This is a genomic window from Bacillus sp. A260 (genome assembly GCF_009861435.1).
GTDB lineage: Bacteria > Bacillota > Bacilli > Bacillales > Bacillaceae_G > Bacillus_A > Bacillus_A cereus.
The window spans coordinates 3,733,551-3,758,794 of the sequence record NZ_CP046398.1 but is presented as its reverse complement, the minus strand read 5'-3'; the positions used below and the strand labels follow the sequence as shown (position 1 = coordinate 3,758,794).

The window sequence follows — 25,244 nt, the reverse complement described above, 5'->3', positions numbered from 1 at the left end:
ACATGTTAGAGTTTGATACTACTCAAGATCAATTAGCGAATATAAAAGTTATCGGTGTCGGCGGTGGCGGAAACAATGCTGTAAACCGTATGATTGAACACGGTGTACAAGGTGTAGACTTTATCGCTGTGAACACTGATGCACAAGCATTAAATCTATCAAAAGCTGAAACAAAAATGCAAATTGGTGGAAAATTAACGCGTGGACTTGGTGCAGGCGCAAACCCTGAAGTAGGGAAAAAAGCTGCAGAAGAAAGTAAAGAACAGATCCAAGAAGCACTTCGTGGTGCGGATATGGTCTTCGTAACTGCCGGTATGGGCGGTGGAACTGGAACTGGTGCAGCTCCAGTTGTTGCTCAAGTTGCAAAAGAATTAGGTGCTTTAACAGTAGGTGTTGTAACACGTCCATTTACTTTTGAAGGACGTAAGCGTGCGACGCAAGCAGCATCTGGTATTGCAGCATTTAAAGAAAATGTAGATACTCTTATTGTAATTCCAAACGATCGCTTATTAGAGATTGTTGATAAAAATACGCCAATGTTAGAAGCATTCCGTGAAGCTGATAACGTATTACGTCAAGGTGTTCAAGGTATTTCGGATTTAATTGCAACGCCAGGTTTAATTAACTTAGACTTTGCAGACGTAAAGACAATTATGTCTAATAGAGGTTCTGCTTTAATGGGTATTGGTTCTGGTAATGGGGAAAATCGTGCTGCAGAAGCTGCGAAAAAAGCAATTTCTAGCCCATTACTAGAAACATCTATTGATGGAGCTCAAGGTGTTATCATGAACATTACGGGTGGCGCTAACTTAAGCTTATATGAAGTACAAGAAGCGGCAGACATCGTAGCTTCAGCTTCAGATCCAGAAGTAAATATGATCTTCGGTTCTGTTATTAACGAAGGATTAAAAGATGATATCGTTGTAACTGTAATTGCAACTGGTTTTGATGATAGCATTGCAACTCAACCACCAAAACCAATTATTCGTCCGAATGCGAACCACACGCAACAACAGCAACAACCAGTAGCTCAACCTTCAAAACAGCGTGAAGTAAAACGTGAAATGAAGCGTGAAGAGCCAGTTGTACATGAGCGTCATTCAGATTCAGATGATATCGATATTCCAGCATTTTTACGTAACCGTCGTAGACGATAAAAAAAGGAGCTTTCATGCTCCTTTTTATTTTTTATGGAAAAGACCTGCTAAGCAGGTCTTTTTTTATTTCGTATATTTCAATATATTTTGTTTGTGAAAATAAGAGTATATCATTCTATGAATTTGTACTTTTATTTTTTACCGACAGATTATGTCTAGAAATCACAAAATAACAAAAAAACACCTCCGCAAATTGACACACTTTCCTATTGGATATGCATTATACTAGTCTCAACTTGAAAAAAGAGGTGAATTGTTTGGTTGTTTACGCCGATGTTGTTTGGTTGTTAAACGCCTGCATTGATTTTCTTTTGCTTTTATTAACAGCTACCGTGTTAAAAAAGAAAATCAAAAGATGGAGGCTTGTGTTAGGGGCATTTATAGGTTCAACCATTGTTATTTTTGCCTTTACTCCTTTTGCTTCTATGATGACACATCCAATTATGAAACTACTGTACTCGTTACTTATTGTGTATACAGCATTTGGGTTTACGACATTTAGAAATTATGCACAAACTGTTTTTACTTTTTACTTTGTAACCTTTATGGTTGGCGGAGGATTAATTGGAACTCATTTCTTTTTGCAAACGAATGAAATGGTAAATGGATTGGTTCAATCTCAGTCAATTTCTTACGGTGATCCAATTAGTTGGTTATTTGTTATTTTTGGTTTTCCAGTAATTTATTATTTTTCTAAAAAGCGTATTGAAAGCGTAGAGGTCACGAAAATACACTATGATCAAATTGTGAAAGTAAAAATTCAATTAGCCGAAGAAGAACTAGAACTCGCAGGTCTTATTGACAGTGGGAACCAACTTTATGACCCATTAACAAAAACACCTGTTATGATTATGCATGTTTCATCATTAGAACATTGCTTACCATCTTGGTTAACAGAACAAATTTATTCCAAAACAGAAATTCCTCAAATACCAGAAAATGATTCTGGTTGGGCGACCAAATTACGCTTAATTCCTTTCCGTGCAGTAGGAGTAGAGAGTCAATTTTTGTGGGCAATTAAGCCTGACAGTGTGCAAGTTGACCATGAAGGTAGTTCTATTGTTGTAAACAAAGTATTAATTGGATTAAATACACAACAGCTGTCTACTAATGGGGAGTATCAATGTATTGTGCATCCAAAAATGTTGATTTCGCAAAAAATGGTGATCGCTTAATAAATGAGAGGCGGGATAATATGATGAAATTAAAATTTTATTTAGTATACCTTTGGTATAAAGTATTGCTGAAATTAGGAATTAAGACCGATGAAATTTATTATATTGGTGGAAGTGAAGCGTTGCCACCACCGTTAACAAAAGAAGAAGAGGAAGTTCTTTTGAATAAATTGCCAAAAGGAGATCAGGCAGCAAGGTCATTACTTATTGAACGTAACTTAAGGCTCGTTGTATATATAGCAAGAAAGTTTGAAAATACAGGGATAAATATTGAAGATTTGATTAGTATAGGAACAATCGGCCTTATTAAAGCGGTAAATACATTTAATCCAGAAAAGAAAATAAAATTAGCAACATATGCATCGCGTTGTATAGAAAATGAAATTTTAATGCATTTACGTCGAAATAACAAAAATCGTTCGGAAGTTTCTTTTGATGAACCACTAAACATTGATTGGGATGGGAATGAACTGTTATTGTCTGACGTGTTAGGTACAGATGATGATATTATTACAAAAGATTTAGAAGCTACTGTAGATCGTCACCTTTTAATGAAAGCATTACACCAATTAAATGATCGTGAAAAACAAATTATGGAACTTCGGTTTGGGCTTGCTGGAGGAGAGGAAAAGACGCAAAAAGATGTGGCTGATATGCTTGGGATTTCACAGTCATACATTTCGCGTTTAGAAAAAAGAATTATAAAAAGATTACGAAAAGAATTTAATAAAATGGTGTAAAGAATAAGACCAGCCGTTATGTAGGCTGGTCTTATTCTATTTAGTTGTATTAGGAAAGATAATTTAAATAATAAATCGTGAAAAAACCACATGCATAAAATCCCCTTCAAAGGAAATACTTTACACTGTACAGCAACTCCCGATAGGAGGGAACACTTTGACGAGAAACAAAGTAGAAATTTGCGGTGTTGATACAGCTAAACTTCCAGTATTAAAAAATGAAGAGATGCGTAAATTATTTCGTGAAATGCAAAGTGGAGAGATAAGCGCAAGAGAAAAATTAGTGAATGGAAACTTACGTCTTGTACTGAGCGTCATCCAAAGATTTAATAACAGAGGAGAATATGTTGACGATTTATTTCAAGTTGGTTGCATCGGACTTATGAAATCAATTGATAATTTTGATTTAGGCCAAAATGTAAAATTTTCAACGTATGCTGTGCCGATGATTATTGGGGAAATACGCAGATATTTGCGTGATAATAATCCGATTCGCGTATCGCGCTCATTGCGAGATATTGCGTATAAAGCTTTGCAAGTAAGAGAAAAATTGATTGCAGAAAATTCAAAAGAACCAACAGCAATGGATATTGCAAAAGTGCTAGAAGTAACTCATGAAGAGATAGTATTTGCTTTAGATGCGATTCAAGATCCAGTTTCATTATTTGAACCGATTTATAATGATGGGGGAGATCCTATCTTTGTTATGGATCAGTTAAGTGATGAAAAACAAAAGGACGAGCAGTGGGTTGAAGAATTAGCATTGAAAGAAGGAATGAAGCGTTTAAATGATAGAGAGAAAATGATTATTAGAAAACGTTTCTTCCAAGGAAAGACACAGATGGAAGTTGCAGAAGAAATTGGGATTTCCCAAGCGCAAGTATCACGTTTAGAGAAGTCAGCCATTAAACAAATGAATAAAACGATTCAAGGATAAGGTCTCACCAATTATGGTGAGACCTTTTTATATGTAATATGGTTTGTGCTCATAGTAGGGGATTAGTGTTCATATAATGAAACTAGCATGGTGTTTCGTATAGGTGGCTTCCTGTAAATATGAGAAACAGTTTCCAATTTGTCATATAAGGGAGAGGATAAAAATGGTGATACGAATTTCAGAGTTACAGATGAAGGATGTTATAAATATTTCAGATGGAAAAAGGATTGGGAATATTGGAGATATTGAAATTGATATGAACACAGGGAAAATTTGTTCTGTTATTATTTCCAAACAGACACGTATGCTAGGTATTTTTGGAAAAGATGTTGAGATTGTAATTCCTTGGAAGGAAATTGTGAAAATTGGGGAAGATGTCATACTTGTAAGAGTAAATCCTGTTAATTCTGTAACAGAATCAATACAAACACCGACAATTTCATAAAGAATATTACAAATTCCTCTTTTTTTTCTGTTAGGATTATGAAAAAATAAAAGTATGGTAAAATAGACAGGAAGTACCATGCTTTTTTCTGTTATTTTAATTAAAAGGAGCCGCTTTATTATGAGAGAACCATTTAAATATGTGGACGGTATACTGTATTTACAAGCGTGGAAAGAACTTGGAAACATTACTGCTGGATTTACGACAAAAGATGGTGGGATAAGTACGGGCTCCTTTCATGCGATGAATTTAGGATTACATGTGAATGATATCGTGGAGAACGTTCATGAAAACAGACGCATTTTAGCAAATAAGTTACAAAAACCATTAGAAAACTGGATTTGCTCTGAACAAGTTCATGCTCATCATGTTGAAAAAGTAGGGCAACAGGAAAAGGGAAGTGGTGTCTATTCATATGAGGACGGCATTTCAAAAACAGATGGCATTTATACGAGTAATGAAGATGTTCTGTTAACGTCTTGTTACGCGGATTGTGTTCCGCTCTATTTTTATGCACCATCACATGGTATGATAGGACTTGCGCATGCTGGATGGAAAGGCACTGTACAAGAGATTGCAAAGGAAATGATTCAAAAGTGGAATGCAGAAGGTATTTCAAGTGATGAAATTCATGTTGCAATTGGGCCGTCGATCGGATCTTGTTGTTATGTTGTGGATGATCGTGTATTAACAGCAGCACAGGAAGTAGTTAGCGGTGCTGTTCCTCATCAAAAAATTTCTGACGGGCAGTACGCAATTAATTTAAAAGAAATTAATCGTATATTATGTGTACAAGCAGGCATAAAAGAAGAGCATATTGTAATGTCATCTCTTTGTACAAGCTGTGAAGAGCAACTATTTTTCTCTCATCGTCGTGATCAAGGTAAAACAGGAAGAATGTTGAGTTTCATAGGTTTTAAGGAGGAAGGAAGCAAGTGACAGTACAAGAAAATTTAGTAATTGTAAATGAAGCTATTAAAGAATCTTGCGCTCGAGCTGGACGTTCGTTGCAAGATATTAAACTTGTTGCAGTTACAAAAACTGTAGGGATTGAAAAAACAAACGAAGTAATTGAAGCTGGAATTATCGATTTAGGTGAAAATAGAAATGAAGGTTTCTTACAGAAATACGAGCATTTCGGTTCAAAAGTTAATTGGCACTTTATTGGCTCATTACAAACGAGAAAAGTAAAAGAAATCATTAATGAAATTGATTATTTACATTCGTTAGATCGTCTTTCGCTGGCGAAAGAAATTCAGAAACGTGCTGATAAGAAAGTGAAATGCTTTATTCAAGTGAAAACCTCATCTGAAGAATCGAAGCAAGGATTGGCAATAGAAGAGGTTGTTCCTTTTATTCAAAGTTTGCAAGAATTCGATAAAATTGAAGTGGTTGGACTAATGACGATGGCTCCATTTACAGAAGAAGAGGAAGAAATCAGACGCTGTTTTAAGGAATTACGTATGCTGCAAACAGAGGTGCAGGAGCTAGAGTTATTACATGCGCCATGTAAAGAATTATCAATGGGAATGTCCAACGATTACACAATTGCAATTGAAGAAGGGGCTACATATATTCGTTTGGGAACGATTTTAGTAGGAAAAGCGTAAAAGGAAGGAGAATCTTATTATGAGTTGGTCAAAAGTAAAATACTTCTTTTTTGATACACCGGAAGAAAAAGAAGCAGCTCAATATGGTTATGAAAAGGAGCAAACAGACATGAAAAAGCAGCAAGATCCACCAGAACAACAAGACGTTACGTTTCCGAAAGCGCAACCGAAGCAAAATGTTGTGAGTATTGAAACAGCAAAACAATCTTCAAAAGTTGTTTTATTAGAACCACGCACATATTCGGAAGCACAAGGGATTGCGGACCACTTAAAAGGTAGACGAGCTGTTGTAATTAATTTGCAGAGAATGTCTACTGATCAAGCGGTACGTATCGTTGACTTTTTAAGTGGTACTGTATACGCTATAGGCGGGGACATTCAAAAAATAGGGCCGAAAACATTTATGTGTACACCTGAAAATGTAGATATTGTTGGTGCGATTTCAGAGTTATTCGGTGAAGAAGAAGAAACAAATATAAAGAGGTGGTAATACGCCATGACAACAGTTTTTATAGTGTTAAGTTATGCTATCGAGATTTACTCGTGGGCACTTATTATTTACATTCTCCTATCATGGTTTCCTGGTGCAAAGGAATCATCTTTTGGAGAGTTCCTGGCACGTATTTGTGAACCGTATTTAGAACCATTCCGCCGCTTTATTCCGCCGCTTGGAATGATTGATATTTCTCCAATCGTTGCGATCTTTGCGTTGAAACTTGCTAAAACTGGTTTGTTCAGTTTATTAAGCTATTTCTTATAGTAAGAAGGTAAATACATGAGCATCTACGAACATTTTAGGCCTGATGAGGAGGTCTTTGTGGATAAAGTGCTAGAGTGGAAGCGAGCGGCGGAGTACCATCAAGTGAAGTTAACGGATTTTCTTGATCCTAGGCAACAACAAATTGTTTCTATGGTAATAGGACAAGGTGATGTTGCTGTACAATTTGGTGGTGCAACGCCTAATGCAGAGCGTAAAAGAGCACTTATTTATCCAGACTATCTAGAATTAAATGAAGAAGAATTTCAAGTAGAAGTATTAGAAATTGACTATCCTTCCAAGTTTTATACGCTAGAACATAGGCAAATATTAGGTACATTTATGTCTCTTGGTTTAACAAGAGAAAAATGTGGTGATATTTTGCTGCAAGAAAATCGTGCCCAAATTGTAGTTGCGAAAGAAATTGTATCGTATATTGAGATGAACTTACAATCAATAGGGAAAGTAAAAGTCTCTTTAGCGTCAGTGCAAGGAGAACAAATTCTACAGATAGATGAAACGTGGGGAGAGAAATCTGGAACGGTTTCTTCACTTCGTTTAGATGTTATGTTAGCTGAAATGTTACATTTATCTAGACAGAAAGTACAACCTTTCATAAAAAATGGTTTAGTAAAAGTCAATTGGAAAACAGTGGAGCAAACTTCTTATGAATGCTATCCAGGAGATGTTTTTTCTGTTAGAGGATATGGCCGAAGTAAATTATTTTCTGTAGAAGGTAGAACAAAACGCGACAAATGGAGAATTTTGTATGGTATACTAAAATGATTGGTTTTTTAGAAGGAAATCCTCCTATTTTGTCGAAGAAAAGATATAATTGAAAGAGGAAATTTAGATAACTACTTGGAGGTGGCGTTGTGCCGTTAACACCATTAGATATTCATAACAAAGAATTTGGTCGCGGATTCCGTGGCTATGATGAAGATCAAGTAAATGAGTTTCTTGATCAAATTATCAAAGATTATGAATTGGTCATTCGTGAGAAAAAAGCTTTAGAAGAAAAAGTTGCGCAGTTAGAAGGGAAGTTAGATCATTTCTCTAATATTGAAGATACGTTAAACAAATCTATCGTCGTTGCACAAGAAGCAGCGGAAGAAGTAAAACGTAATGCGCAAAAAGAAGCGAAATTAATTGTGCGTGAAGCTGAAAAGAATGCTGATCGTATTATTAACGAAGCATTAGTAAAATCAAGAAAAGTTGCTTTTGATATTGAAGAGCTAAAGAAACAAGCGAAAGTATTCCGAACTCGTTTCCGTATGTTATTAGAAACACAGCTTGAGATGTTAAACAACGATGATTGGGATAAACTAATTGAATTAGAAGACGAAGTAGATGAACTGTTGAAAAAAGAAGAAACAGTGTAAGCTTGACGTTTTTCTCATTATTACATATAATTTTAAACAACATATTTATTAAGAAAAACGAAGATAGGGATAAGTACCTTTTCAAACCTTATATAGCGAACTGAGGATGGTGTAAGCTCAGGATAAGGAGATAGTGGGAATATCACCCTGGAGTTCCGCGCTGAACAAATAGAGTAAGCGTAGGCGTGTATTCGCGTTAAGAATATAAAGAGGATTCTATACATATGTATATGATCTACTAGGGTGGTACCGCGGGAGACTTTCTCGTCCCTTTTTGGGATGAGAAGGTCTCTTTTTTATTCCGTTTTTTAAGTGTTTCTTTTATACATGTAAGGAGGAATTGAGCATGGAGTACAAAAATACATTACTGATGCCAAAAACAGAGTTCCCAATGCGTGGGAATTTACCAAAACGTGAGCCTGCAATGCAAGAAAAATGGGCTGAAATGAATATTTACGAAAAAGTACAAGAACATACAAAAGGACGTCCTTTATTTGTATTGCATGATGGACCTCCATATGCGAATGGTGACATTCATATGGGACATGCATTAAATAAAGTATTAAAAGACTTTATTGTTCGTTATAAATCAATGACTGGTTTTAGTGCGCCATATGTTCCAGGATGGGATACGCACGGTTTACCAATTGAACAAGCTTTAACAAATAAAGGTGTAAAACGTAAAGAAATGACAGTTGCTGAGTTCCGTAAGTTATGTGCAGAGTATGCATATGAACAAGTAGAACGTCAACGTGAACAATTTAAGCGTCTAGGTGTACGTGCAGATTGGGATAATCCATATATTACTTTAGAGCCAGCTTATGAAGCACAACAAATCAAAGTGTTTGGTGACATGGCGAAAAAAGGTTATATCTATAAAGGTCAAAAACCAGTTTACTGGTCTCCAACGAGTGAATCTGCTTTAGCGGAAGCTGAAATTGAATATCAAGATAAAAAATCAGCATCTATTTACGTAGCATTCCCTGTAAAAGATGGAAAGAACGTATTAGAAGGTGATGAAAAGTACATCATTTGGACAACGACACCTTGGACATTACCTGCAAACTTAGGTATTTCTGTTCACCCAGAGCTTGAATATAGCATTGTAAAAGTAAACGATGAGAAATATATCATTGCTTCTGAGCTGTTTGAGACAGTTGCAAAAACGTTAGAGTGGGAAAATGCTGAAGTTGTGAAAACAGTAAAAGGTAGCGAACTTGAGTACACAGTTGCAAAACATCCATTCTACGATCGTGATTCATTAGTTATGCTAGGAGACCACGTAACAACAGATGCAGGTACAGGTTGTGTTCATACAGCACCAGGACACGGGGAAGATGACTTCGTTGTTGGTAAAAAGTATGGATTAGAAGTACTTTGCCCAGTCGATGATAAAGGTGTATTAACAAATGAGGCACCTGGATTTGAAGGCTTATTCTATGATAAAGCTAATAAACCAATTACAGAAAAATTAGAAGAAGTAGGCGCGTTACTGAAACTAACATTCATTACACATTCATACCCACATGATTGGAGAACGAAAAAACCAATTATTTTCCGTGCGACAGCACAGTGGTTTGCATCTATTGAAGCATTCCGTAAAGAATTAATAGAAGCTGTAGCAGAAACAAAATGGGTACCAGCATGGGGAGAAACTCGTCTTCATAATATGGTTCGTGACCGTGGTGACTGGTGTATTTCTCGTCAGCGTGCATGGGGTGTGCCAATTCCGGTATTCTATGCTGAGAATGGTGATCCAATTATTACGGATGAAACAATTAACCATGTAGCAGATTTATTCCGTGAACACGGTTCTAACGTATGGTTCGAGCGTGAAGCGAAAGATCTATTACCAGAAGGATTTACACATCCAGGTAGCCCAAATGGCGAATTCCGTAAAGAAACAGACATCATGGATGTATGGTTCGATTCAGGTTCTTCTCACCAAGCGGTATTAGAAGAGCGCGAAGATTTACAGCGTCCAGCTGATTTATATTTAGAAGGATCTGACCAGTATCGTGGTTGGTTTAACTCTTCATTATCAACAGCAGTTGCTGTAACAGGTAAAGCTCCATATAAAGGCGTACTAAGTCACGGTTTCGTACTAGATGGTGAAGGACGTAAGATGAGTAAGTCGATTGGAAACATTGTCGTACCGAAGAAAATTATGGATCAATTAGGCGGAGACATTTTACGCTTATGGGTATCTTCTGTTGACTATCAATCTGACGTACGTATTTCAGATGATATTTTAAAACAAGTAGCAGAAGTGTATCGTAAAATCCGTAACACATTCCGTTTCTTATTAGGAAACTTAGACGACTTTAAGCCAAGTGAAAATGCAGTAGCTGTAGCTGAACTTCGTGAAGTAGATCGTTACATGTTAGTGAAATTAAATGACTTAATTACAAAAGTTAAAGAAGCATATGAGACATACGACTTCGCTGCTGTGTATCATGCAATTCATAACTTCTGTACAATTGATTTAAGTTCATTCTATTTAGACTTTGCAAAAGACATTTTATATATTGAAGGTGCAAACCACGAAGATCGTCGTGCGATTCAAACTGTATTATATGATGTTCTTGTTGCGTTAACGAAACTTGTAACACCAATCTTACCGCATACAGCTGATGAAGTATGGCCATACATTCCAGGCGTAACAGAAGAAAGTGTACAATTAACTGATATGCCAGAAGCTGTACAATTAGATGACGCGGAAGCGTTAAAAACAAAATGGGATGCATTTATGACATTACGTGATGACGTGTTAAAAGCACTAGAAGTAGCTCGTAATGAAAAAGTAATCGGTAAGTCATTAAATGCAAGCATTACGCTATATCCAACTGCAGAAATGAAAGCTATGTTAGAGTCTATTAGCGAAGACTTAAAGCAATTATTCATCGTTTCTGAGTATAAACTTGGTGGTATGATGGATGAAGCGCCAGCAGATGCACCGAAGTATGAACATACAGCGGTTGTTGTTGCTCAAGCAACTGGTGAAACATGTGAACGTTGTTGGGTAGTTTCAGAAACAATTGGTAAAGATGCTGAACATGAAACATTATGTGAGCGTTGTGCAACAGTTGTTAAAGAAAACTATGTAAAATAATAAAAAAAGCTGACTGCTATTGATGCAGTCAGTTTTTTTGTTTATGGCATATCAAAATCACTTTCAGACTCTTTCCTGTGAAGGAAAAATGTGTGTGAGGTAAGCAAATAAATTTCGGACACACTAACTGTACATTACAGCTAGGAGGAATGTACACGTGAATGAAATTTACATGGAAATAAAAGAAGAATTGCAATTGATGAGAAAAGAGTTGCAAGAGAGACTAGCTAAAGAAGTAATGCACAAATATGATGTCGAGTTCAGCCAAGAGCTTGGATATGAAATTAAGGAAGAGATAAAGAAAAAATTGCTATTACATGATATAAAAGAGGATTTAAAGGATGTAGAACGCGCATTATTTAAAATGGAAATAGACATGTATGGTATTTGTGAAGAGACGGGGAGATTAATTTCGACAAAGCAAATGAAGACAATGCCGACTGCCCGTACGATTCATGAATTCTTTTATGAAAAGGTAAATGTATGAATACGCACAACGATATTATATTACCTTTTTTTAATTTATTTTATTCTTCTATAAAGGTTCATTGTGAAAAGGTAGCAGCTATGCTAAAATTTTGAGGTACACTGTCTTTGTGGGGGAAATGAAAATGATATATTATGTAATAGCGTTATTCGTCATTGCTATCGATCAAATATCGAAGTGGTTAATTGTAAAGAACATGGAATTGGGTACGAGTATTCCGATTATCGACAATGTATTATACATAACATCACATCGAAATAGAGGCGCTGCTTGGGGTATTTTAGAAAATAAAATGTGGTTCTTCTACATTATTACAGTTGTTTTTGTAGTGTTTATTGTATTTTATATGAAAAAGTATGCGAAAACAGACAGGCTTCTAGGTATTTCGTTAGGCCTAATTTTGGGCGGGGCAATTGGTAACTTTATTGATCGTGTATTTAGACAAGAAGTAGTGGATTTCATTCACGTGTATATTTTCTCGTACAACTATCCAGTATTCAATATAGCTGATTCAGCATTATGTATTGGTGTTGTATTAATTATTATTCAAACATTATTAGAAGGCAAGAAAGCGAAGGAGTAATTGAATGAGTGAAGTAGTACAAGTAACAGTTGCAGCAGAGCAAAAAAACGAGCGAATTGATAAATTCGTTGCAGGGATAAATAACGAATGGTCACGTACGCAAGTGCAGCAATGGATTAAAGATGACGTTGTGACAGTAAACGGGAAAGCGGTAAAAGGGAATTATAAAGTAAAAGAAGAAGATGAAATTACAGTAACAATTCCTGAACCAGAAGAGTTAGATATTCAACCAGAGGATTTAAATTTAGAAATTTATTATGAAGATGCAGATGTGCTTGTTGTAAATAAGCCACGTGGTATGGTTGTACATCCAGCACCAGGGCATACAAGTGGTACACTTGTAAATGGCCTTATGCATCATTGTACAGACTTATCAGGCATTAACGGTGTAATGCGTCCAGGTATCGTGCATCGTATTGATAAAGATACATCTGGACTATTAATGGTTGCTAAAAATGATATGGCACATGAATCGCTTGTGAATCAGCTTGTAGCAAAAACAGTAACGAGACGCTACAAAGCGATTGTACACGGTGTGATTCCGCATGATAAGGGAACGATTGATGCTCCGATTGCTCGTGATAAGAAAGAGCGTCAAAGTATGACAGTTGATGAAAATGGTAAGAACGCTGTTACGCACTTCCAAGTGTTAGAACGCTTTAAAGACTTTACACTTGTAGAATGTCGCTTAGAAACGGGACGTACGCACCAAATTCGTGTTCATATGAAATATATTGGCTATCCACTTGCAGGAGATCCGAAGTATGGTCCGAAGAAAACGTTAGATATGAATGGACAAGCACTTCATGCGGGTATTTTAGGCTTTGATCATCCTCGTACGGGTGAATATATTCAGTTTGAGGCACCGATTCCAGAAGTGTTTGAAGACGCATTAAATATTTTACGAAAATAGTATTGACAAATCATAAGAAAACTGAGATACTGACAACAGTTAAATAATGATCCTTTAACACAGCCCCGTGAGGTTGAGAAGGTAACGGTTTGAAATACTTAGGGTATGTTGTACCCTTTTTTCAAAAGTCCTCTCGCACACGCTGAGAGGACTTTTTTTATACCATTACTCTCACGCAAGAAAAAAGCTTGGAGGTGTAGAGCATGCAAGAGAAAGCTGTCGTTTTAGATGACCAAATGATTCGCCGCGCTTTAACACGAATTAGTCATGAAATCGTGGAACGAAATAAAGGTGTCGATAATTGTGTTCTTGTCGGAATTAAAACTCGTGGAATTTTTATTGCACAACGTTTGGCAGAACGAATTGGTCAAATTGAAGGAAAAGAAATGGAAGTTGGAGAGTTAGACATTACGTTATATCGTGATGATTTAACACTACAATCGAAAAATAAAGAACCACTTGTAAAAGGTTCTGATATCCCTGTAGATATTACGAAGAAAAAAGTTATCCTTGTGGATGACGTATTATATACAGGAAGAACAGTTCGAGCAGCAATGGATGCTCTTATGGATTTAGGTAGACCATCTCAAATCCAATTGGCGGTTCTTGTTGATAGAGGTCATCGCGAATTACCAATTCGCGCTGATTATGTAGGGAAGAATATTCCAACATCAAGTGAAGAGCGTATCGAAGTTGATTTGCAAGAGACAGATCAACAAGATCGAGTAAGCATATACGATAAGTAAAGCCCTTTTAAATGTAGTCCTGTGAGGCTGCCAAAGGGTCTTGGCTTTCATATGTCAAATTTGGCATACGAAAGTGTAGGACTCTTTGTGCACAGGCACAAAGAGTTTTTTTATTGCAAAGATTTAAACTGAAGGAGGATGTAACAATGGAACAAAAGCCAGTGTTAGACGTTAATGAAGTACCGAAACCGGGAAAATGGTTATTTTTAAGTATACAACATTTGTTCGCGATGTTTGGATCAACAGTGCTTGTTCCGTTTTTAACAGGATTGAATCCATCAGTAGCATTAATATCAAGTGGATTAGGAACGTTAGCATTCCTTCTTATAACGAAAGGTCAAGTACCTGCTTATCTAGGATCATCATTCGCCTTTATCGCACCGATTATAACAGCGAAAACGGCAGGTGGACCGGGAGCGGCAATGCTTGGTGGTTTGCTAGCAGGACTTGTGTACATCTTAATCTCACTCGGAATTAAGAAATCAGGATCAGAGTGGATTATGAAATTACTACCACCAATCGTAGTTGGTCCAGTAGTAATGGTAATCGGTCTAGCTTTAGCACATACAGCAGTTAACATGGCGATGAACGGTGCGGATGGCAAATATAGCTTTACACACTTTTCAGTAGCGTTAGTAACATTAGCAATTACAATTATATGCTCGATATTTGGAAGAGGATTTTTCAGTATCATACCAGTGTTACTTGGCATTATCGGCGGATATATCTTCGCTTACTTCCAAGGGCTAGTAGACTTAAAGCCGGTAGCTGAGGCAAAATGGTTTGTTGTACCAGATTTCACAGTACCATTTGTAACATACACACCAGAGTTTTCATGGAAGATTGTACTCTTGATGGTACCAGTTGCACTAGTAACAATATCAGAACATATCGGACATCAAATTGTTCTTGGAAATGTTATTAAAAGAGATTTAATTGAAAAACCAGGTTTACACCGTTCAATCTTCGGTGACGGAGTAGCAACATTAATCGCGTCACTAATCGGTGGGCCACCGAATACAACGTATGGTGAAAACATCGGTGTGCTAGCAATTACGAGAGCATACAGTGTATACTTATTCATCGGTTCAGCAGTATTCGCAATCATGTTCGGATTTATCGGTAAGATTTCTGCACTGATTCATTCGATCCCAACACCAGTTATGGGTGGTGTATCAATCTTACTATTCGGTGTAATCGCATCAAGCGGATTACGCATGATGGTAGATGATAAAACAGATTTAAGTGACAAACGAAACTTAATGATTGCATCAGTAATATTAGTAATCGGTATTGGTGGAGCGGTACTTCACGTAGGAGAATCATTCCAAGTAGAAGGAATGGCACTAGCAGCAATTGTAGGTGTACTGTTAAATCTACTACTACCGGAAACGAAACAAATAAAACAATCTAAGCAGATTGCTTCATAATAATAACCTTTTAATTCAGTCCTGTGAGACCGGAAAGGGTGGCTTCTTTCTTGCACCCTAGTCTCACACGATTAGGGTATTTTTATGCAAAGGTTGTTATAAAAATTCAAAAGTGGTAACATAAAAATCAGAAAGATGAGGGATGACGATGAGCCATTTGTTAACGATGAGTGAATTATCGGAAGTAGAAATTTCAGAAATCCTAAAAGATGCAGAAGATTTTGCGAATGGAAAAGAGAGCAAAACGACAGAGCAAACTTTTGTTGCGAACTTGTTCTTTGAGAATAGTACGAGAACGAGATTTAGCTTTGAAGTTGCTGAGAAGAGATTAGGACTTGATGTTTTAAACTTTTCAGCTGATGCATCTAGCGTACAAAAAGGAGAAACTCTATACGATACGATAAGAACACTAGAATCAATCGGAACAAAAGCAGTGGTCATCCGCCACGAGCAAGATCGCTACTTCGATGAACTAAAAGATCAGGTGAATATTCCAATCTTAAATGCTGGAGATGGATGCGGAAACCACCCAACACAGTGCCTACTGGACCTTCTTACAATTAAACAAGAGTTTGGAAGATTTGAAGGTTTGAAGATTGCAATAGTAGGAGATGTTCGTCATAGCCGAGTAGCACGTTCTAATGCAGAAGCATTAACGAAGCTTGGTGCAACAATTTACTTTGCAAGTCCAGAAGAGTGGAAAGATGAAGACAACACATTTGGAACATACAAACCATTAGATGAACTTGTTCCAGAAGTTGATGTAATGATGTTACTCCGTGTACAACATGAGCGTCATGATCATTATGAAACAGACATTATGAAAGAATATCATGAGAAACACGGATTAACAGTAGAAAGAGAAAAGCGTATGAAAGAAGGAAGCATTATTATGCATCCAGCTCCTGTAAACCGTGATGTTGAAATTGCAAGTGAACTTGTTGAGTGTGAGCGTTCACGTATATTTAAACAAATGGAAAATGGAGTTTACGTAAGAATGGCTGTACTAAAACGCGCCTTACCAAATGTATTAGGAGGAATGAAACATGAATTATTTGTTTAAAAATGGTCGTTATATGAATGAAGAAGGAAAAATCGTAGCAACGGATCTTCTCGTACAAGACGGTAAAATCGCTAAGGTAGCAGAAAATATTACGGCAGATAATGCTGAAGTAATCGATGTGAACGGAAAGTTAATCGCACCTGGATTAGTAGATGTACACGTACATCTTCGTGAACCAGGTGGTGAACATAAAGAAACAATTGAAACAGGTACACTAGCAGCGGCAAAAGGTGGATTCACTACAATTTGCGCAATGCCAAATACACGCCCGGTACCAGATTGCAGAGAACATATGGAAGACTTGCAAAAACGTATTGAAGAAAAAGCTCATGTTAACGTACTACCATACGGAGCAATTACAGTACGTCAAGCTGGTTCTGAAATGACAGATTTCGAAACATTAAAAGAACTTGGAGCATTTGCTTTCACAGATGACGGCGTAGGCGTACAAGATGCGAGCATGATGTTAGCGGCTATGAAACGTGCAGCAAAATTAGATATGGCAGTAGTTGCGCACTGTGAAGAGAATACGCTTATTAATAAAGGTTGTGTACATGAAGGGAAGTTTTCTGAGAAACACGGATTAAACGGTATCCCATCAGTATGTGAATCTGTACATATTGCAAGGGATATACTGCTTGCTGAAGCAGCAGATTGCCACTATCACGTATGTCATGTAAGTACGAAAGGTTCTGTACGTGTAATCCGTGATGCGAAACGCGCTGGAATTAAAGTAACAGCAGAAGTAACACCGCATCACCTAGTGTTATGTGAAGATGATATCCCATCAGCTGATCCTAACTTTAAAATGAACCCACCGCTTCGTGGAAAAGAAGACCATGCAGCATTAATTGAAGGTTTATTAGATGGAACGATCGATATGATCGCAACTGACCATGCACCGCATACAGCGGAAGAGAAAGCACAAGGAATTGAAAGAGCACCGTTTGGAATTACTGGTTTTGAAACAGCATTCCCGCTTCTATACACAAACCTTGTGAAAAAGGGAGTTATTACGCTAGAACAGTTAATTCAATTCTTAACAGAAAAGCCAGCTGATACATTCGGCTTAGAAGCAGGTCGCCTAAAAGAAGGTAGAGAAGCTGATATTACAATCATTGATTTAGAACAAGAAGAAGAGATTGACCCAACAACATTCTTATCAAAAGGAAAAAATACACCATTCGCAGGTTGGAAATGCCAAGGATGGCCGGTAATGACAATCGTTGGTGGTAAGATCGCATGGCAAAAGGAGAGTGCATTAGTATGAAAAGACAACTTATCTTAGAAGATGGAACAGTATTAATTGGAACAGGTTTCGGAGGCGAAATCGAAAAGTCAGGTGAGGTTGTATTTACAACAGGAATGACTGGATATCAAGAAACATTATCTGATCCATCATATTGCGGTCAAATCGTAACATTCACGTACCCATTAATCGGAAACTACGGCATTAACCGTGACGATTTTGAATCTATTCACCCATCTGTAAATGGTTTAATCGTAAACGAAATTTGTGATCACCCATCAAACTTCCGTAATGAAATTTCGTTAAATGATTACTTGAAAGAAAGAAATATCCCAGGATTAGCAGGGATTGATACGAGAAAATTAACGAGAAAAATTCGTCAATACGGTACATTACGTGGACGCCTTTGTAACATGGATGCAGATGTAGAGTACATTGTAAGCCAATTAAAAGCGACAGTATTTACAGATCATGTAAAACGCGTATCAACGAAAGATCCATACCCAAGCCCAGGTCGTGGTCACCGAGTTGTACTAGTAGACTTCGGTATGAAACATGGTATTTTACGAGAATTAAATAAGCGTGACTGTGATGTAATTGTAGTTCCTTACAACACAACAGCGGAAGAAATTTTACGCCTTAGCCCAGATGGAATTATGTTAAGTAATGGACCTGGAGATCCGAAAGATGTACCAGAAGCAATTGAAATGTTAAAAGACATTATCGGTAAAGTTCCTTTATTCGGAATTTGCCTAGGACATCAATTGTTCGCTCTAGCATCAGGTGCAAATACAAGTAAGTTGAAATTTGGTCACCGTGGTTTAAACCATCCAGTAAAAAATCTTGCAACTGGAAAAGTAGCAATTACATCTCAAAACCACGGATACGCAGTAGAAGAAGAATCAGTTGAAAATACAGATCTTGAAATTACACATGTTGCTTTAAACGATGGAACGGTAGAAGGTCTTCGTCATAAGAAGTTCCCGGCATTTACAGTACAATACCATCCAGAAGCTTCAGCGGGACCAGAAGATGCAAATGATTTATTCGAAGATTTCTTAACAATGATTGAAAACTTCAAGAAAGAAGGGGAAGAGTTATGCCAAAACGCCTAGACATTAACACAATTTTAGTAATCGGATCAGGACCAATTGTAATTGGGCAAGCAGCGGAGTTTGACTACTCTGGTACACAAGCTTGTCAATCTCTTAAAGAGGAAGGTTACAAAGTAATCCTTGTTAACTCTAACCCAGCAACAATTATGACGGATACTGCAACAGCAGATAAAGTATACATCGAGCCATTAACATTAGAATTCGTAAGCCGTATTATTCGTAAAGAACGTCCTGATGCAATCCTACCAACATTAGGTGGTCAAACAGGTTTAAACATGGCTGTTGAACTTGCAAAATCAGGCGTACTTGACGAGTGCGGAGTTGAAATTTTAGGAACAAAATTATCAGCAATCGAGCAAGCGGAAGATCGTGATTTATTCCGTACATTAATGCAAGATTTAAATGAACCAACACCACCAAGTGAAATTATTCATAACCTTGATGAAGCATATGGATTTGTAAACGAAATTGGTTACCCAGTAATCGTTCGACCAGCGTTCACATTAGGAGGAACGGGCGGCGGAATTTGTCATAACGAAGAAGAGCTAATTGAAATCGTAACAAGTGGTTTAAAACATAGCCCAGTAACACAATGTTTATTAGAGAAAAGTATTGCTGGCTGTAAAGAAATTGAATACGAAGTAATGCGTGATTCAAATGATAACGCGATTGTAGTGTGTAACATGGAAAATATCGATCCAGTTGGTGTTCATACAGGTGATTCAATCGTTGTAGCACCGAGCCAAACGCTAAGCGACCGTGAATACCAAATGTTACGTAACACGTCATTACGAATTATTCGTGCACTAGGAATTGAAGGTGGATGTAACGTTCAGCTTGCACTAGATCCATATAGCTTCCAATACTATGTAATCGAAGTAAATCCACGTGTAAGTCGTTCATCTGCACTAGCATCTAAAGCAACTGGATATCCAATTGCGAAATTAGCAGCAAAAATTGCAGTCGGCTTAACGTTAGATGAAATCGTAAACCCAGTAACACAAAAAACTTACGCTTGCTTCGAGCCAGCGTTAGACTATGTTGTTTCAAAAATTCCACGTTGGCCGTTTGATAAGTTTGAATCAGCGAACAGAACGCTTGGAACACAAATGAAAGCAACTGGTGAAGTTATGTCAATCGGACGTAACTTAGAAGAATCATTACTAAAAGCAGTTCGTTCTTTAGAGCTTGGCATTTATCACTTAGAATTAGACCACTTAAAAGAACTTGATAAAGAAACGATGAAAAAACGTATCATTAAAGCGGATGATGAACGACTGTTTATTGTAGCAGAAGCAATTCGCCAAGGTGTAACGAAAGAAGAAATCAATGAATGGTGTGAAATGGACTTCTTCTTCTTACAAAAAGTTGAAAACATCGTAAATATGGAACGTGAAGTAAAAGCGAATGTAGGAAATATGGAAGTACTACAAACTGCAAAAGAAATGGGCTTCAGCGATCACTACATTGCAGCAGCTTGGAACAAAACGGAGCGCGAAATTTACGATATGCGTAAAGAAAATAATATGATGCCAGTATTCAAAATGGTAGATACTTGTGCGGCAGAGTTTGAATCTGCAACGCCATATTACTACAGCACATATGCGGACGAAAATGAATCGATTGTAACAGATCGTAAGAGTGTAGTAGTTCTAGGATCTGGTCCGATCCGTATTGGTCAAGGTGTTGAGTTTGATTACGCAACAGTTCACTCAGTATGGGCAATTAAAGAAGCTGGATATGAAGCAATTATCATTAACAACAACCCAGAAACAGTTTCAACAGACTTCAGTATTTCTGACAAATTATACTTTGAACCATTAACGATTGAAGATGTAATGCATATTATCGATTTAGAAAAACCAGAAGGTGTTATCGTTCAGTTCGGTGGACAAACGGCAATTAACTTAGCAGCGAAACTAGAAGAACACGGTGTGAAAATTTTAGGAACATCACTTGAAGACTTAGACCGTGCAGAAGATCGTGATAAATTCGAAGCTGCTTTAACAAAACTTGGCATCCCGCAACCAGTTGGTAAAACAGCAACGACTGTAGAACAAGCGGTAGCAATCGCAGAAGAAATTGGTTACCCAGTATTAGTAAGACCATCTTACGTACTAGGTGGACGTGCGATGGAAATCGTATATCGTCAAGAAGAACTACTGCACTACATGAAAAATGCAGTTAAAGTTCATGCAGATCACCCAGTATTAATCGACCGTTACATGGTTGGTAAAGAAATTGAAGTAGATGCAATTTCCGATGGTGAGAATGTATTCATTCCAGGTATTATGGAACATATTGAACGCGCTGGAGTTCACTCTGGTGACTCAATTGGAGTATATCCACCACAAAGTTTATCTGAAAAACTAAAAGAACAAATCATTGAACATACAATTGCACTTGGAAAAGGATTAAACATTGTTGGATTACTAAATATCCAGTTTGTAGTATTCAAAGATCAAGTGTACGTAATTGAAGTAAATCCACGTGCAAGCCGTACAGTACCGTTCTTAAGTAAAATTACAGGCGTACCGATGGCGAATGTTGCAACGAAAGTTATTTTAGGGCAAGACCTAGTAGAGCAAGGATACGGAACTGGCTATCACCCAGAAGAGAAAGAAGTATATGTAAAAGCTCCGGTATTCTCATTCGCGAAACTACGCTCAGTTGATACAACATTAGGACCTGAAATGAAATCAACAGGGGAAGTAATGGGTAAAGACTTAACGCTTGAAAAAGCATTATATAAAGGATTAGTTGCTTCTGGAATTAACATCCCAACGCACGGCTCAGTAATCATTACTGTAGCGGATAAAGATAAAGAAGAGGCGATGGAAATTGCAAAACGTTTCCACGAAATCGGCTATAACTTATTAGCAACAGCTGGAACAGCACAATCATTAGAAGAGCAAAATATCCCAGTACAAGTTGTAAACAAAATTGATTCTGAAGACTACAACTTACTAGATATTATCCGTCAAGGAAAAGCACAGTTTGTAATTAACACATTAACAAAAGGTAAACAACCAGCGCGTGATGGTTTCCGCATTCGCCGTGAATCAGTAGAAAATGGTGTGGCTTGCTTAACATCACTTGATACAACAAGAGCAATCTTACGAGTATTAGAATCTATGACATTCTCAGCTCATTCAATGAAAGAAATTACGCAAACAAAGCGTCACGAGGTGGTACATGCATGATGCAAAAGCAAAATATGATCGTCGTTAACCAAAAAGAAATCGCAAAAAATATTTACGAATTAGTGCTTCAAGGAACGTTAGTACAGCAAATGAACGAACCAGGGCAGTTTGTACACATTAAGGTAGCAGAGGGCATTGCGCCCCTTCTGCGCCGCCCAATTAGTATTTGTAATGTAGATCAAGAGAAGAACGAATTTACAATGCTATATCGTGCCGAAGGACAAGGGACAAAAACATTAGCAACTAGAAAACAAGGTGAAATGGTAGATGTACTAGGACCATTAGGACACGGTTTTCCTGTAGAAGAAGCAGAAGCTGGTCAAACAGCTTTACTAGTAGGTGGGGGAATTGGTGTACCACCACTTTATGAATTATCACAGCGCCTCGTTGCAAAAGGTGTACGTGTTATTCACATTTTAGGCTTTCAAACGAAAGATGTAGTTTTCTATGAAGAAAAATTTGCAGAACTTGGTGATACGTACGTTGCGACAGTAGACGGTACACACGGTACAAAAGGATTTGTCACAGATGTAATTGATAATTACGGAATTGACTTTGATATTCTTTATTCATGTGGTCCGCTAGCGATGCTTCGTGCACTAGAAGGACGTTACAAAGAGAAAAAAGCCTATATTTCATTAGAAGAACGTATGGGCTGTGGTATTGGAGCTTGTTTCGCATGTGTATGCCACTTACAAGAAGATCCAAGTGGACATTCTTACAAGAAGGTGTGTAGCGACGGACCAGTATTTCCAATCGGGGAGGTTGTACTATGAACAGATTGCAAGTTGAATTACCAGGATTATCATTAAAAAATCCAATTATACCGGCATCTGGATGCTTTGGGTTTGGTCGTGAATATGCACAGTTTTACGATTTAAGTGTACTAGGATCAATCATGATTAAAGCGACGACAGAACAACCACGTTATGGAAATCCAACGCCTCGTGTTGCTGAAACACCAGGGGGCATGCTAAATGCAATCGGACTTCAAAACCCGGGATTAGACAAAGTAATGAATTCGGAATTACCATGGTTAGAACAATTTGACCTTCCAATTATTGCAAACGTTGCAGGCTCACAAGCTGAGGATTACGTAGCGGTTGCGAAGGAAATTTCTAAAGCGCCTAATGTCCATGCACTAGAATTAAACATTTCTTGTCCGAACGTAAAAACAGGTGGTATCGCCTTTGGTACAAATCCTGAAATTGCTGCTGATTTAACGAAGCGAGTAAAAGAGGTTTCTGAAGTACCTGTATACGTGAAATTGTCACCGAACGTGGCAAACATAGTAGAAATTGCAAAAGCGATTGAAAATGCAGGTGCAGATGGTTTAACGATGATTAATACATTGCTTGGTATGCGTCTAGATTTAAAAACAGCTAAACCAATTTTAGCAAACCGTACAGGCGGATTATCAGGTCCTGCGATTAAGCCAGTAGCAATTCGCATGGTACATGAAGTAAGCCAAGCGGTTAACATTCCAATTATCGGAATGGGTGGTATTGAAACAGCTGAAGATGTAATTGAATTCTTCTATGCTGGCGCAAGCGCAGTTGCAGTAGGTACAGCGAACTTTATCGATCCGTTCGTATGTCCGACAATTATTGAAGAGTTACCAGCATTATTAGATGAATTAGGATTTGATCACATTTCGGAATGTCAAGGAAGGAGCTGGAAGCAAACATGTCACAGTCGTTAATCGTTGCACTAGATTTTCCAGGGAAACAAGAAGTAGAACAATTCTTACACCACTTTGAAGGGGAAGAGTTATTTGTCAAAGTAGGTATGGAGTTATTTTACAAAGAAGGCCCTGCGATTATTACGTACTTAAAAGAAAAGGGACATAAGATCTTCTTAGATTTAAAACTTCATGATATTCCGAATACAGTAAAAAGCGCTATGCGTAGCCTAGCTAGTCTAGATGTTGATATGGTAAATGTTCATGCTGCTGGGGGAAGCAGCATGATGAAAGCTGCGATTGAGGGATTAGAGGAAGGTAAGCAAGAAGGAAAAGAGAGACCGATTTGTATTGCAGTTACACAACTAACAAGCACTTCGGAAGCTATGATGAAAAAAGAGATCGGCATTGAGAAAACGTTAGAAGAAGCGGTTGCTCATTATGCAAAATTAACGAAAGAAAGTGGACTTGATGGCGTTGTTTGTTCAACACTTGAAGTTCCAAAATTACGTGAAGTATGCGGAAATGAATTTGTAACAGTAACACCGGGGATTCGTCTTGCAAGCGATGATGTAAATGACCAAGTGCGCGTAGCAACACCGAAACGTGCGAGGGAACTTGGCTCAAGCTACATCGTAGTTGGACGTAGTATTACAAAAGCAGAAAATCCGCTTGAAGCGTATAAAACAGTAAAACAACAGTGGGAAGGTGTAACAGTATGAAAAAAGAAATCGCATCGCATTTATTAGAAATTGGAGCAGTATTTTTACAACCGAATGATCCATTCACTTGGTCTTCAGGTATGAAATCACCAATTTATTGTGATAACCGTTTAACTTTATCTTATCCAAAAGTACGTCAAGCGATTGCAGCTGGATTAGAAGAGTTAATTAAAGAGCACTTCCCAACTGTAGAAATTATTGCAGGAACAGCAACTGCTGGTATTGCGCACGCTGCATGGGTAAGCGATCGTATGGATTTACCAATGTGCTACGTACGTAGTAAAGCAAAAGGTCACGGTAAAGGGAACCAAATCGAAGGAAAAGCTGAAAAAGGTCAAAAAGTCGTAGTAGTAGAAGACTTAATTTCAACTGGCGGTAGTGCAATTACATGTGTAGAAGCACTTCGCGAAGCTGGATGTGAAGTATTAGGAATCGTATCAATCTTCACATATGAGTTAGAAGCAGGAAAAGAAAAACTAGAAGCAGCTAACGTAGCATCATATTCTTTAAGTGATTACAGTGCATTAACTGAAGTTGCAGCAGAAAAAGGTATGATTGGACAAGCTGAAACGAAAAAATTACAAGAGTGGCGTAAAAATCCAGCAAACGAAGCTTGGATCACAGCGTAACACGAAAAAAACGACTGCGGGGGAACGCGGTCGTTTTTTTATATTATTGTTAAAAATTCAAGTAAAGTTCCATCAATATCAAAGAAAATCATATTACAATCTCCTTAA

At 37.5% G+C, this 25,244-nt stretch carries 25 protein-coding genes and 1 other annotated feature; all 25 genes read left to right on the top strand.

The features are described from left to right. Positions 1-2 precede the first annotated feature (2 nt). Positions 3-1,157, top strand: a complete 1,155-nt coding sequence (gene ftsZ, locus GD442_RS18785; RefSeq protein WP_000888984.1) for a cell division protein FtsZ — start codon at positions 3-5, stop codon at positions 1,155-1,157. A 257-nt stretch (positions 1,158-1,414) separates the two neighbouring features. Next, complete coding sequence (gene spoIIGA / locus GD442_RS18780) at positions 1,415-2,332, top strand: sigma-E processing peptidase SpoIIGA (protein WP_000261975.1); 918 nt, start codon at positions 1,415-1,417, stop codon at positions 2,330-2,332. A gap of 20 nt (positions 2,333-2,352) precedes the next feature. Then, positions 2,353-3,072 carry an RNA polymerase sporulation sigma factor SigE gene (sigE, locus tag GD442_RS18775; protein WP_000976948.1) on the top strand — a complete coding sequence of 240 codons (720 nt, stop codon included), beginning with the start codon at positions 2,353-2,355 and terminating at the stop codon, positions 3,070-3,072. A 157-nt stretch (positions 3,073-3,229) separates the two neighbouring features. Continuing rightward, positions 3,230-4,009 (top strand): RNA polymerase sporulation sigma factor SigG, encoded by a 780-nt coding sequence (gene sigG, locus GD442_RS18770; RefSeq protein ID WP_000197755.1) that lies wholly within the window; start codon positions 3,230-3,232, stop codon positions 4,007-4,009. Between the two features lie 163 nt (positions 4,010-4,172). Beyond that, complete coding sequence (locus GD442_RS18765; protein WP_000236745.1) at positions 4,173-4,454, top strand: YlmC/YmxH family sporulation protein; 282 nt, start codon at positions 4,173-4,175, stop codon at positions 4,452-4,454. Between the two features lie 120 nt (positions 4,455-4,574). After that, positions 4,575-5,393, top strand: a complete 819-nt coding sequence (gene pgeF, locus GD442_RS18760; RefSeq protein ID WP_001209008.1) for a peptidoglycan editing factor PgeF — start codon at positions 4,575-4,577, stop codon at positions 5,391-5,393. Then, positions 5,390-6,064: a YggS family pyridoxal phosphate-dependent enzyme gene (locus GD442_RS18755; protein WP_000218003.1), complete on the top strand. Its 675-nt coding sequence runs from the start codon at positions 5,390-5,392 to the stop codon at positions 6,062-6,064. The genes pgeF and GD442_RS18755 overlap by 4 nt, the downstream gene beginning before the upstream one ends. 19 nt (positions 6,065-6,083) lie before the next feature. Continuing rightward, positions 6,084-6,554 (top strand): cell division protein SepF, encoded by a 471-nt coding sequence (locus tag GD442_RS18750; RefSeq protein WP_000119129.1) that lies wholly within the window; start codon positions 6,084-6,086, stop codon positions 6,552-6,554. Positions 6,555-6,560: 6 nt separating this feature from the next. Next, positions 6,561-6,824, top strand: a complete 264-nt coding sequence (locus GD442_RS18745; protein WP_000214233.1) for a YggT family protein — start codon at positions 6,561-6,563, stop codon at positions 6,822-6,824. 15 nt (positions 6,825-6,839) lie between these two features. Further along, a complete protein-coding gene (locus GD442_RS18740; RefSeq protein WP_002164454.1) occupies positions 6,840-7,607 on the top strand; it encodes a YlmH family RNA-binding protein in 768 nt (255 codons plus the stop codon). An 89-nt stretch (positions 7,608-7,696) separates the two neighbouring features. Beyond that, positions 7,697-8,203, top strand: a complete 507-nt coding sequence (divIVA, locus tag GD442_RS18735; RefSeq protein ID WP_001131611.1) for a septum site-determining protein DivIVA — start codon at positions 7,697-7,699, stop codon at positions 8,201-8,203. A gap of 51 nt (positions 8,204-8,254) precedes the next feature. Then, positions 8,255-8,478, top strand: a binding site (T-box leader). A gap of 71 nt (positions 8,479-8,549) precedes the next feature. Further along, entirely contained in the window at positions 8,550-11,315 is a 2,766-nt protein-coding gene (gene ileS2, locus GD442_RS18730) for an isoleucine--tRNA ligase (RefSeq protein ID WP_000455951.1), read from the top strand. A gap of 157 nt (positions 11,316-11,472) precedes the next feature. Beyond that, on the top strand, positions 11,473-11,802 hold the full coding sequence (locus tag GD442_RS18725) for a TraR/DksA C4-type zinc finger protein (RefSeq protein WP_001002956.1): 330 nt from the start codon (positions 11,473-11,475) through the stop codon (positions 11,800-11,802). 124 nt (positions 11,803-11,926) lie between these two features. Continuing rightward, positions 11,927-12,385: a lipoprotein signal peptidase LspA gene (gene lspA, locus GD442_RS18720; protein ID WP_000642185.1), complete on the top strand. Its 459-nt coding sequence runs from the start codon at positions 11,927-11,929 to the stop codon at positions 12,383-12,385. 4 nt (positions 12,386-12,389) lie between these two features. Then, complete coding sequence (locus tag GD442_RS18715; RefSeq protein WP_000005829.1) at positions 12,390-13,298, top strand: RluA family pseudouridine synthase; 909 nt, start codon at positions 12,390-12,392, stop codon at positions 13,296-13,298. 203 nt (positions 13,299-13,501) lie between these two features. Then, complete coding sequence (gene pyrR, locus GD442_RS18710) at positions 13,502-14,044, top strand: bifunctional pyrimidine operon transcriptional regulator/uracil phosphoribosyltransferase (protein ID WP_001156491.1); 543 nt, start codon at positions 13,502-13,504, stop codon at positions 14,042-14,044. A 146-nt stretch (positions 14,045-14,190) separates the two neighbouring features. Next, positions 14,191-15,474 carry a uracil permease gene (gene uraA / locus GD442_RS18705; RefSeq protein ID WP_000435928.1) on the top strand — a complete coding sequence of 428 codons (1,284 nt, stop codon included), beginning with the start codon at positions 14,191-14,193 and terminating at the stop codon, positions 15,472-15,474. Between the two features lie 148 nt (positions 15,475-15,622). Next, positions 15,623-16,537, top strand: a complete 915-nt coding sequence (gene pyrB / locus GD442_RS18700; protein WP_000018849.1) for an aspartate carbamoyltransferase — start codon at positions 15,623-15,625, stop codon at positions 16,535-16,537. Then, positions 16,521-17,807 (top strand): dihydroorotase, encoded by a 1,287-nt coding sequence (pyrC, locus tag GD442_RS18695; RefSeq protein WP_001108368.1) that lies wholly within the window; start codon positions 16,521-16,523, stop codon positions 17,805-17,807. The genes pyrB and pyrC overlap by 17 nt, the downstream gene beginning before the upstream one ends. Next, complete coding sequence (locus GD442_RS18690; RefSeq protein ID WP_000828680.1) at positions 17,804-18,901, top strand: carbamoyl phosphate synthase small subunit; 1,098 nt, start codon at positions 17,804-17,806, stop codon at positions 18,899-18,901. The genes pyrC and GD442_RS18690 overlap by 4 nt, the downstream gene beginning before the upstream one ends. Beyond that, positions 18,886-22,104, top strand: a complete 3,219-nt coding sequence (gene carB, locus GD442_RS18685; protein WP_001126101.1) for a carbamoyl-phosphate synthase large subunit — start codon at positions 18,886-18,888, stop codon at positions 22,102-22,104. Before GD442_RS18690 ends, carB begins: the two co-directional genes overlap by 16 nt. Beyond that, positions 22,101-22,880 carry a dihydroorotate oxidase B electron transfer subunit gene (pyrK, locus tag GD442_RS18680; RefSeq protein WP_000983359.1) on the top strand — a complete coding sequence of 260 codons (780 nt, stop codon included), beginning with the start codon at positions 22,101-22,103 and terminating at the stop codon, positions 22,878-22,880. Before carB ends, pyrK begins: the two co-directional genes overlap by 4 nt. Further along, positions 22,877-23,806 (top strand): dihydroorotate oxidase B catalytic subunit, encoded by a 930-nt coding sequence (gene pyrD, locus GD442_RS18675; protein ID WP_001081049.1) that lies wholly within the window; start codon positions 22,877-22,879, stop codon positions 23,804-23,806. Before pyrK ends, pyrD begins: the two co-directional genes overlap by 4 nt. Continuing rightward, on the top strand, positions 23,791-24,507 hold the full coding sequence (gene pyrF / locus GD442_RS18670) for an orotidine-5'-phosphate decarboxylase (RefSeq protein ID WP_000083510.1): 717 nt from the start codon (positions 23,791-23,793) through the stop codon (positions 24,505-24,507). The genes pyrD and pyrF overlap by 16 nt, the downstream gene beginning before the upstream one ends. Beyond that, positions 24,504-25,136 (top strand): orotate phosphoribosyltransferase, encoded by a 633-nt coding sequence (gene pyrE / locus GD442_RS18665; protein WP_000711440.1) that lies wholly within the window; start codon positions 24,504-24,506, stop codon positions 25,134-25,136. The genes pyrF and pyrE overlap by 4 nt, the downstream gene beginning before the upstream one ends. Positions 25,137-25,244 lie beyond the last annotated feature (108 nt).